At 52.7% G+C, this 10,271-nt stretch carries 9 protein-coding genes; 6 read left to right on the top strand and 3 right to left on the bottom strand.

Translation table 11 applies throughout. From position 1 onward, the window contains the following. Window positions 1–22: 22 nt before the first annotated feature. Entirely contained in the window at window positions 23–1,360 is a 1,338-nt protein-coding gene (locus tag ACQG22_RS11120; RefSeq protein ID WP_369706503.1) for a TolC family outer membrane protein, read from the bottom strand. 716 nt (window positions 1,361–2,076) lie between these two features. On the opposite strand from ACQG22_RS11120, the gene ACQG22_RS11115 reads away from it, so the two are divergent. Further along, on the top strand, window positions 2,077–2,820 hold the full coding sequence (locus ACQG22_RS11115; protein WP_102752545.1) for a DeoR/GlpR family DNA-binding transcription regulator: 744 nt from the start codon (window positions 2,077–2,079) through the stop codon (window positions 2,818–2,820). A gap of 13 nt (window positions 2,821–2,833) precedes the next feature. Continuing rightward, a complete protein-coding gene (locus ACQG22_RS11110; RefSeq protein ID WP_100168748.1) occupies window positions 2,834–3,901 on the top strand; it encodes an oxidoreductase in 1,068 nt (355 codons plus the stop codon). Between the two features lie 68 nt (window positions 3,902–3,969). Here ACQG22_RS11110 and cybB read toward each other — a convergent pair whose 3' ends face one another. Continuing rightward, window positions 3,970–4,500 carry a cytochrome b561 gene (gene cybB / locus ACQG22_RS11105; RefSeq protein WP_013096695.1) on the bottom strand — a complete coding sequence of 177 codons (531 nt, stop codon included), beginning with the start codon at window positions 4,498–4,500 and terminating at the stop codon, window positions 3,970–3,972. A gap of 189 nt (window positions 4,501–4,689) precedes the next feature. Here cybB and gap point away from each other — a divergent pair, with 189 nt between their 5' ends. From gap to ACQG22_RS11090, 3 genes are all read left to right on the top strand, one after another. Continuing rightward, window positions 4,690–5,691 (top strand): type I glyceraldehyde-3-phosphate dehydrogenase, encoded by a 1,002-nt coding sequence (gene gap, locus ACQG22_RS11100; RefSeq protein WP_013096696.1) that lies wholly within the window; start codon window positions 4,690–4,692, stop codon window positions 5,689–5,691. A 250-nt stretch (window positions 5,692–5,941) separates the two neighbouring features. Next, entirely contained in the window at window positions 5,942–6,604 is a 663-nt protein-coding gene (locus tag ACQG22_RS11095; protein WP_013096697.1) for a DUF1120 domain-containing protein, read from the top strand. Window positions 6,605–6,863: 259 nt separating this feature from the next. Beyond that, a complete protein-coding gene (locus tag ACQG22_RS11090; protein ID WP_013096699.1) occupies window positions 6,864–7,526 on the top strand; it encodes a DUF1120 domain-containing protein in 663 nt (220 codons plus the stop codon). Window positions 7,527–7,593: 67 nt separating this feature from the next. Here ACQG22_RS11090 and ACQG22_RS11085 read toward each other — a convergent pair whose 3' ends face one another. Next, the gene (locus ACQG22_RS11085) at window positions 7,594–8,388 is read right to left on the bottom strand and encodes a YdcF family protein (protein ID WP_369706504.1); all 795 of its coding nucleotides are present in this window, start codon (window positions 8,386–8,388) and stop codon (window positions 7,594–7,596) included. A 221-nt stretch (window positions 8,389–8,609) separates the two neighbouring features. Between ACQG22_RS11085 and ACQG22_RS11080 the strand changes: the two genes are divergently transcribed. Continuing rightward, on the top strand, window positions 8,610–10,262 hold the full coding sequence (locus ACQG22_RS11080) for an MFS transporter (RefSeq protein ID WP_038980581.1): 1,653 nt from the start codon (window positions 8,610–8,612) through the stop codon (window positions 10,260–10,262). The last annotated feature ends 9 nt before the right edge of the window (window positions 10,263–10,271 follow it).

Raw genomic sequence — 10,271 nt, 5'->3', positions numbered from 1 at the left:
GCGCAGAAAGGCGCGGCTTTTTTCAACTCAAATCGGGTAATTTTGCGGCAGCGTTTTTATCTACTCCAATAAGCGTCATGAGATTATCAACAGCAGAGGCGTAATTAATTGCCGCGCTCCAGCCATCATATTCGGCCATTATTTTGGCAGACGTGGCCTGCCAGACATCCTGTTCTACGCTGAGCAAATCATTAATGCTCCGCTTGCTCAGGGTGTATTCGTTTTTGTAGACCGCGCGGGCACGTAACGCGTTTTCAAGCTGTAAGCTTCCGGCGGCCATTCTTCCACGCGCGCCGGTCCAGTCTGCCTGCGCGACGGAGGCTTTTTGCAGCACATCAAACCGCGCCTGATCGACCTGAGAGGAGGCCATCGCCCTGGTGCCTTCAGCCTGACGAACGCGTGCCGAAACGGCGCCGCCCTGATACAGCGGTGCATCGATATTGAGCTGGATCTGGTCATCCCAGTAAGCGCGGTTATCCGACTCATAGCGCGTGCGGCCTCCTTTCAGGCTTAACGTTGGCCAGTGCTGAGATTTTGCGGTTTCCACCCCATACTGGGCTGAACGCTCCATATTCTGCGCGGCCATGACCGCCGGTATCAGCGAGTAATCGATCTGGTTGACGGCATTCTGCTCTACGGCAAGCTTCTCAGGGACCGGTGAATAGGCTTCAGCCTGCATGCCCGTCAACACCGCGAGCCTTGCGCGGGCGCTGTTGAGCGCGGCGTTGTACTGCTCCACCGTCGCCTGCATACCGGCGATCCGCGTGCGGGTCTGCAGCTCATCGGAGGTTGAGCTTACGCCTGCATCCGCGCGCAGTTTCGCCAGCTGCTCCACGTTTTTGAGGGCCTGCACATTCTCTTTAGCCGCCTGCAACAGATCGCTATAACGTCTGACCTCCACGTAGCTCAGCGCGGTTTTTTCCGCCACGGCGGTGAGCGTCTCCATCAGCTGATAACGATAGCTATCGCGTCGCGCTGAAGACTGGCTGATGCTGTTATTCGTCTTGCCAAAGTCATAAATGAGCTGCGTAAGGCTTAATCCCCATGCCGCTGAATTTCTCAGTGAACCGCTGGAATCGGTGGTTTGGCTATGGCCCGTACTGCCGTTCAGCGATATTTGCGGCATCCATCCGCTACGTGCTTCATCTATTTGCGCCTGACCAATACCCAATTGTGCCGCCTGCTGGCTGACCGACGGATCGCGATCGATGGCAAAAAGAATACTTTCTTTTAATGTTGTCGTCGGCACCGTGGCAAAACCCAACGCGCCGCTATTGGCATAGGTCGTATTAATGCATGCCGAAATTAACACCAGCACTGCGGATAATCGGACCCACTTATAATTTCGCTCTCTCATCATTTATATCTCCCTGAGCCTGCGAATGGTTTAACCCTTTACCCAAAAAGAGGTATAGATAATCAGAAAAATATTATTAATCCCCCGTACTGAATTTCGGGTAATAGCTCCCCATACCCATTTCCATTGGAGATGAGAGCCGACCTTAGCCTAATATGAATTAAGAATTTACTTACTTCTTAACTGATTCGCAGCATAACAAAATGTGGTATGGGCAACTACACCCACAATGTTAATGTGGTGTTACAATTAAGAAAAATCATGGGGTTTCTGGACAAACTCTTAAAAATGGCCTTTCAAATGAAACTAATAAAGTCATTGTTATTTAAGTGAAATTTAAAAATACCCGGATGTACATTTTTGCGTTAATTTCCACGCGCGTCAGACACAAAGATTTTCAAAGAAATGTCAACTTAAGTAGCGCCGCCCTATTTATTGGCATAAAAAGCCGTTAAAATTCACTTTTGCGGAATTTTGTTGGTTTAAATAGTTTTTTAATAGACCAACAAACCAGTAAAGCGAAGCTAACTGGTTACAAAATCCAAACAGCCAGATAAAACATCGTTATAACATATTGATTACCCTTAGAAACCGTTCACTTATATTTAATCAATAACAGCTCAATTATCACGCAACTGAACTAATGTGCGGTTGCCCTTTTCTCTGCGACAAAATGCTGTATTATGCGAACTATTGCGACATTTTGCAGGATTGCTGCCATGCACAAAACCGCGCGTCAAAAATATGTGCTCGACATCATCAGCGAGCAGGGACAGGCCAGCATCACTGAGCTGGCAGAAAAGCTGCAGGTCTCTGCGGATACCATTCGCCGCGATCTCATGGACCTCGAAAAACAGGGGCTGGCGCAGAAGAACCACGGAGGCGCTATCGCGCTCAATCTTTCGGCCATGAATCGCCAGGGCAGAAATACGCTCCTGCCGGCGACCAAACAGCGGCTGGGAAAACAGGTGGCACAGCAGATTCCGCCGGGCTCTACGCTGTTTCTGGATGCGGGCAGTACGGTCATGGCGGTGGCCTCTTTTCTTCAGGGGCCGCTGACGGTGATCACCACCTCGCTGGATATCGCCCACGCTTTTAGCGACCGGGAGGATATCGAACTGATCCTGCTCGGCGGGAAATGGGATCAGAAGCAACGCCTGTTTGCTGGCGGTGCCACCCTCTCCCTGCTTTCACGGTATCGGGCGGATATCGCCATCCTTGGCGCCTGCGCCCTTCATTCATCACTCGGTCTGAGTGCCGGGACGGAAGCCGATGCAGAAGTCAAACGGGCGATGCTTGCCGCCAGCCAGACGCACTGGATCGTCGCAGACCATCTGAAAGTCAACCGCTGTGAGCCGTATCTGGTGTGCGGGTTAGACGAAATTCATCAACTGTTTTTAGATCGTCCCTGGCCTGAGCTTGGGGACCAGAGCACCGTGCCCGTCACGGTTTGCGCTCATTAACGTGGAGAAGGTCATGAGTAAAATGAAGACAATCAACATTGCGCTGATCGGGTATGGTTTTGTCGGTAAAACCTTCCATGCCCCGCTTATCCAGTCTGTGGACGGGCTTACGCTGGCGGTAGTTTCCTCCCGTGATGAGGAAAAAGTTAAGCGCGATCTGCCGGATGTGCAGGTGGTTGCTACCCCGGAAGAGGCCATTACGCACCCGGATATTGACCTGGTGGTGATCGCCTCCCCTAACGCCACCCATGCTCCGCTGGCCACGCTGGCCCTGAACGCCGGAAAACACGTGGTGGTGGATAAACCCTTCACGCTCGATATGCAGGAAGCGCGCGATCTTATTGCCCTGGCGGAGGAAAAGCAGCTTCTGCTCTCCGTGTTCCACAACCGCCGCTGGGACAGTGATTTCCTGGGCATTAAGGACGTTATCACACAGGGCACCCTCGGGAAGGTGAAACTGTTTGAGTCACACATTGACCGCTTCCGCCCGGAAGTGCGCGTGCGCTGGAGAGAACAAAACGTACCGGGAAGCGGGCTGTGGTTTGACCTGGGGCCGCACCTGATCGACCAGACGCTACAGCTCTTTGGTCTGCCTGACTCTGTGCAGGGGAATATCGCGACGCTGCGCGACGGCGCAGAAGTGAACGACTGGGCGCATGTGGTCTTAAACTACCCTGATCATAAGGTTATTTTGCACGCCAGCATGCTGGTCGCCGGAGGTACCGCGCGCTTTACCGTCCATGGGGATAAGGGCAGCGTAGTGAAGGCCCGTATCGATCAGCAGGAAGCCCAGCTGCTGACTGGCATCGTTCCGGGAAGTGAAACCTGGGGTCAGGACAGCGACAGTATGGTCTTCTTTGGGGCTGACGGCGCGCCGCAGACCATTACCACGCCGAAAGGCGATCAGCGCCAGTATTACATTAATGTGCGCGATGCTCTGCTCGGGAAGATTGCCAATCCGGTTCATCCTGTCGAGGCATTAGCGGTGATGGCGGTACTGGAAGCGGCGGTGAAATCGTCAGAGACCGGGTCAACCCAGGGGCTGGCATTAACAGCTGAAGAGCGTGCTCTGCTGCAATAAAAAACGGGTTTTGTAGGCCGGGTAAGCGCAGCGCCACCCGGCGAGAAAGGCGGCAAAAGTGTTGAGGGCTATTGCCGCTTTTTCGGCATCATGCGCAGCAGCGTATTATCTTTCCAGAAATAGTGATGCATCAGCGCCGCCGCTGCGTGCAGGCCAATGACAAAATAGCCGAGGTTCGCCAGCGTCTCGTGCCACTCTTTTAGCCCATCAGCCAGATCAAAGTTGGATTCCGCCGCGTGCGGCATGGCGATGCCAAAGGCAAACCAGTCGTTTCCACGGTTATACATCATCACCAGGCCAATCAGCGGCAAAGCAATAAACAGCAGATAAATCACCAGATGCCCCAGATGCGAAAGGCCAGTGATCATCGCTTTAGGTTTCGGCTCAATCGGCGGCGCGCGGAACTTCAGGCGCACCAGCAGACGTGTCACCATCAAAACCAGGATAGCGATCCCGCATGAGACGTGGATCATATTGATCAGCGGTCGGTCGGTACGCGGAAAGAAGCCTCTGAACTCCATGGCGCAGTAGGCGACGATAACTAACAGAAACACCAGCCAGTGAATGCCGATTTGCAGGCCTGTATATTTAGTGCGCATGTGATTTTCCGATAAAAAACAGTTACCGCGCCAACATAACGACCTTTCCTTAAAAATTCATTAACTTTTCTGTATGGATTTTCAAATACTTCCCGGGGCATGAAGCATCTTCAATTGCTGCCCCGCCCCTCATGGTCTAAGCCTGGATAAGTTCAAACTGTCGCATCGACACGTTTACAGGAGAAAACCATGAGTAAAATTGGCATTAACGGATTTGGACGCATTGGACGCCTGGTACTTCGTCGCCTTCTTGAAACCCAGGACAGCAACACCGTCGTCGCCATCAACGACCTCACCTCTCCCAAAGTACTGGCCTATCTGCTCCGGCATGATTCTAACTACGGCGGCTTCCCGTGGAGCGTGGATTTCACCGAAGACGCGCTGATTGTGGACGGTAAAACCATCGCGGTGTACGCCGAGAAAGAGGCCAGACATATCCCGTGGAAAGCCGCTGGGGTGGATATCGTCGTGGAATGCACCGGTTTTTATACGTCGGAAGAAAAATCCAGAGCGCATCTGGATGCTGGCGCCAAAAAAGTCCTGATCTCCGCGCCAGCAGGTGAGATGAAAACCATTGTGTTTAACGTTAACGACGACACCATTGACGCCAGTGATACCATTATCTCTGTCGCCTCCTGCACCACCAACTGCCTCGCCCCGCTGGCAAAAGCCCTGCACGATGCTTTTGAGATTAAAGTGGGCACCATGACCACCATTCACGCCTATACCGGTACCCAGGCGCTGGTGGATGGTCCGCGCGGGAAAGATCTGCGCGCCTCACGCGCGGCGGCGGAGAACATCATTCCCCACACCACGGGTGCTGCCAAAGCGATTGGCCTGGTGATCCCGGCCCTCAGCGGCAAACTGAAAGGTCATGCCCAGCGCGTACCGGTGAAAACCGGCTCGGTAACGGAACTGGTCGCCATTCTGGGCAAAAAGGTCACCGTTGAAGAGGTGAATGCCGCACTGAAAAAAGCGACACAGGGGAATAAATCCTTTGGCTATACCGATGAAGAGATTGTGTCGTCAGATGTCATTGGCTCGCACTTTGGCTCGGTGTTTGACGCCACGCAAACCGAAGTGACCGAGGCGGGCGAACTGCAACTGGTGAAAGCCGTCGCCTGGTATGACAACGAGTATGGCTTTGTGACGCAGCTGGTGCGCACGCTTGATAAATACGCCGCACTTTAATAACGCTGACGGGTGGTCATACCATCCGTCGCTCTCCCTTACCGCATGGCTTACTCTTCATCATCTGTTTTCCAGAATAAAATTATTCACGAAATTTTTGAATCATACGTTAATTATCATTAGAACTTCTAAAATGAAGTTTTAAATATGCTTGCTTTAATTTCATAAACACTCCCAATAATATAAATCACAAGACAGGCAAGCGGTCTGTCAAAACAAATACCCCCTATGAAATTGTTAAGGAACAACAATGAAAAAAGTTATTTTGGCTTCATTAATTGCACTGGCCAGCGCATCAGCTTTCGCAGAACCTACCGCTGTATTAAAAGTACACGGAACGTTGACCAATGCGGCGTGTACGCCTTCTATCGGCAACGGCGGGGTCATTGATTACGGCTATATTCGCCTCGGAGAACTTTCTGCACTGGAAAATAATAATTTGGGACAAAAACAGGTACCTGTCACCATTACCTGTTCTTCGCCAACCAAAGTGGGCTTTACCATTCTTGATAACCGTAGCGACAGCAACGCGCGACTGCCGGTTGATATCGGTAAAAACTTAAACCAGTCGGTGAAATATTATACTTACGGCGTGGGTACCACGTCCGAAGGCGTAAATATTGGTGACTACGGCATGTGGATGACGGATGTCACGGCAGATGGCAAAGTCGTAGACCCGATTGTCAACAACCACGACTGGAATCCTGATATCTGGAAAAAAAGCGGTATTCCGCGTAGTGATGCGTTCCAGACCGTCGCCTTTGCTGATACAGGGACCACCGCACCGTTGGCTATCACCACAGCTAACTTTAACTTTGTTACTAATCTTACGATTCGTGACACTACTGCGCTGGCGATTACCGACGATACTCCTCTCGACGGTCAGGCGACGATGACCCTGGTATATCTCTAATCATATAATTTGCTTATACCGGTTCAGCGTAACCCTGAACCGGTACTTTTCCCCGTTATATTCACACAACAAATAAAAAGCCTTCTTTTATTTGTCGCTTTCGCATATCTTTAGTTTTTCTACAAAATAAATTCAACTTTAATAAATATACCAAAAACTCAATACTCAATATTATTTCCGCCAGGTGAATGGGAACGCCATCGCTGCGTTCACTTATCATTCCCGCATGTCTTATATTCATGAAAAGGAAAAATCAAGGATGAAAAAAATCATTCTGGCTACAGCCATCGCGTTGAGCACCACATCAGCTTTTGCAGCCGGAACTGCTGTTATTAAGGTTAAAGGTACATTAACCAACGCAGCATGTACTGCTGAGCTGGGTAACGGCGGTGTTATCGATTACGGCTTTATTCGTCTCGGTGAGTTATCCGAAAACTCACATAATCAACTCGGTCAGAAACAGATACCTGTGACCATAAATTGCTCTGCGCCAACCAAAATAGGTTTCACTATCACCGATAATCGCAGCGACAGCAACGCACAACTTCCTGTTGATATTGGTAAGAATAAGAATATTACAAATAAATATTATACTTATGGCGTTGGTTTCACGAACGACGGGAAAAAGATCGGTAACTACGGCATGTGGATGACCGGTACCACCGCAGACGGTAAAACTGTAGACCCTATTGGGCATAACCACGACTGGTCCGCAACAAGCTGGAAATATTCCGGTATTCCACGCAGCGATACTTTCCAGACCATCGCCTTTGCTGAAACCGGCACCACCACCCCATTGGCTATCACCACGGCTAACTTTAACTTCGTGACCAACCTGGTGATTTGGGATACCTCCACCCTGGCCATTACCGACGATACCCCACTGGACGGCCAGAACACCATGACGCTGGTTTATCTGTAATTTTTCGCGCTTTGTTCAATACCGGGTCAGCGGCAAACGCTGGCCCGGTATTTTTTTGCGTCCACATTCACAACAGGGATCGGCTTACCAACGCATCGGTCAAAATGACATCGTTGCGTAAGATATTCCACGCCGCCTCGATCTCATCAGGTATCTCCACATGGGCAATAAAATCACGTCCTGCCGGACCGTAACCGTTAACATCGTCGCGAAGGCGCGGCAGTTCACCCAGCACCAGCGACAAATAGCGTTCCACCGGCCAGATCCCTTCTCCGGAATCGCTGAACTCCAGCCCATCGTCGCCGTTTTGCAGGACGGGCGTAAAGCCCGCGTGGCTTACCCATTCCGGCGATACGGGTTCGTCCCGACACACGCGGGCGAACGTTGCCATGGTGCGGCGCTGCATGGTTGGATCCTGCACCACCAGCACCCTTTCAGGGGCAAATTGATGGTGCTTCATTAATTCGCGGCTAAAGCGGGCGTTCTCCCCGCAGTTCGTTGACTGATCTTCCACCCACACCCGGTCTGCCGGGATCTGCCAGAATTCACGGGCGATATCCGCCAGGATAGCCGCCTCTGCCCGGCCCGTGGTGGGAATGGTGTGATAGCGCGGATGTTTCGCAATCGCGGCATAGAGAAAAGTGGTGGAGTGTCCGATGCCTCCGCTAATGATCATGGGCACCCCCTGCTCCGCCGCCAGACGGCAGGCAGCTTCGATGGTTGGAATGACGGCATTCCCCGCCAGAATCACCATATCCACAGACTGACCCGGTTGCAGGTCATCCTGCGCCAGCCACTGCCCAACCGTATTTACGGCACTGAGCGTGCTGCCGGGCAAACAGGGAAAAATTGTCGGTATCATCGTAACCTCCTTACAGCATTTGGATTAGCGTACCGCACTTGTCGCGTCAAAACAGGCGTTGATTCCTAAAGTGCCAGAGATAAGGCCGCTCTTTTTCCTAAAACCTTCAGTTCAACATTTGATTAACATGCGTAAATCATATTCACTTGTATTATGTTTTACGGCAGACGTAGAATCGCCAGCCTGTTAATTCTCCCATTTTATCAAAGGTAAACGACGTTATGCGCCTGCCCGAACGCGACCCTTATGCTCCTCGCGAGTGGCAGCCACACGAGAAACCCGCCCTGCTGGGTTCACCCTCCACGCCGGAGCACAGCACGCCAAAGCGGATTGCCTATGGCGTTGTCGGTCTGCTGGTTTGCCTGACGGGCGCCCTGGGGAATGCGGTAGTCACCGCCAACCTGCAAAATTTGCAAGGCACCTTTGGCGCCTGGTCAACCGAGATCGCCTGGCTGCCGGCGGTCTATGTAATGACCAATATCTCCATTAACCTGCTGCTGGTGAAATTCCGCCAGCAGTACGGTCTGCGCGCCTTCACCGAAGGTTTTCTGGTGCTGTATGTGCTGGTCACTTTTTTCCACCTGTTTGTCAACGATCTTAGCTCGGCGCTGATGGTGCGCGCCGCGCACGGGATGGTGGCCGCCGCGCTCAGCTCGCTGGGGATTTATTACCAGATCCAGGCCTGGCCGGCGAAACACCGCCTGAAGGCGTTGACCATTGGCATCACCGGCTCGTCACTGGCCATTCCGCTGGCGCGACTCTTTTCAACCGAGCTGTTGCAGCTTGATGAGTGGCGCGGGCTCTATTTCTTCGAGCTGGGGCTGGCCCTCATCTCGCTGGCGTGCGTGATTGCGCTGAAACTGCCGCCGGGCGATCGGCGTAAGGTCTTTGAGAAAAAAGACTTTATCACCTTCTTTTTACTGGCACCGGGGATGGCGCTGCTGTGCGCGGTGCTGTCGCTGGGCCGTCTGGACTGGTGGTTTGAAGCGCCGTGGATCGGCTGGTCGCTGGCGCTCTCACTGGTGCTGATTGTTTCCGCCATCGTGTTTGAACATAACCGCAGTAACCCGCTGCTGAACACCCGCTGGCTGTCGAGCGGCAGTATTGTGCGCCTTGGGTTGATTATGCTGCTGATCCGCATCGTGCTGGCCGAGCAAAACACCGGCGTCATCGGCTGGCTGCAGTACGTGGGGTTACAGAACGAGCAGATGACGCACCTGGCGTGGTCCATATTTGCCGGGATCGTCTGCGGGATCGTCACCAGCTGTCTGACCATTAAACCGACCAAACTGGCGTGGCCGATTATCACCTCCCTGGTGCTGATGATTGTCGCCTCGCTGCTGGACAGCCAGTCCAACAACCTGACGCGCCCGGATCAGTTGATGCTCAGCCAGTTCCTGCTGGGCTTTGGCAGTGCCTTCTTCCTCGCCCCCGCGATGCTGGCCGCCATTGGCGGCGTCATCGCCGACCCGCGTAATCTGGTGAGCTTCTCGGTAATGTTCGGCATGAGCCAGAACCTCGGCGGCCTGCTGGGCTCGGCTATTCTCGGTACCTTCCAGACCTGGCGCGAAAAGTATCACTCCAGCCTGCTGGCGGACCAGCTCACCACGCTCAATCCGCTGGTTAACGAGCGGATTCAGCTTTATACCCAGATGTACAAAAGCCTGATTGGCGACAGCGCCCTGCTGGGCACGCAGGCGATCACCCAGTTGCAGACGGTGACCGCCCTTGAGGCAAACATTCTGGCTTACAACGACACCTATTTACTGACCGCGAGTATTGCCGCGGCCACGCTGGTCTGGATTTTATGGCGCTTGCTGCGTCTGCGCATCACTGCCCGTATGGCGCTTAAGAACGCCACCGGCAACAAATAATTGAAATAT

Origin of the sequence: Enterobacter cloacae complex sp. 309I3, from assembly GCF_050031595.1 — a bacterium.
Lineage (GTDB): Bacteria > Pseudomonadota > Gammaproteobacteria > Enterobacterales > Enterobacteriaceae > Enterobacter > Enterobacter cloacae.
This window is presented reverse-complemented; position numbering and strand designations above follow the sequence as displayed.

What these genes read in the sequence shown, in the direction of transcription:
- ACQG22_RS11120 (WP_369706503.1), bottom strand. Translation starts at nt 1,360, where the DNA reads ATGATGAGAGAGCGAAATTATAAGTGGGTCCGATTATCCGCAGTGCTG.
- ACQG22_RS11115 (WP_102752545.1), top strand. Translation starts at nt 2,077, where the DNA reads ATGCACAAAACCGCGCGTCAAAAATATGTGCTCGACATCATCAGCGAG.
- ACQG22_RS11110 (WP_100168748.1), top strand. Translation starts at nt 2,834, where the DNA reads ATGAGTAAAATGAAGACAATCAACATTGCGCTGATCGGGTATGGTTTT.
- cybB (WP_013096695.1), bottom strand. Translation starts at nt 4,500, where the DNA reads ATGCGCACTAAATATACAGGCCTGCAAATCGGCATTCACTGGCTGGTG.
- gap (WP_013096696.1), top strand. Translation starts at nt 4,690, where the DNA reads ATGAGTAAAATTGGCATTAACGGATTTGGACGCATTGGACGCCTGGTA.
- ACQG22_RS11095 (WP_013096697.1), top strand. Translation starts at nt 5,942, where the DNA reads ATGAAAAAAGTTATTTTGGCTTCATTAATTGCACTGGCCAGCGCATCA.
- ACQG22_RS11090 (WP_013096699.1), top strand. Translation starts at nt 6,864, where the DNA reads ATGAAAAAAATCATTCTGGCTACAGCCATCGCGTTGAGCACCACATCA.
- ACQG22_RS11085 (WP_369706504.1), bottom strand. Translation starts at nt 8,388, where the DNA reads ATGATACCGACAATTTTTCCCTGTTTGCCCGGCAGCACGCTCAGTGCC.
- ACQG22_RS11080 (WP_038980581.1), top strand. Translation starts at nt 8,610, where the DNA reads ATGCGCCTGCCCGAACGCGACCCTTATGCTCCTCGCGAGTGGCAGCCA.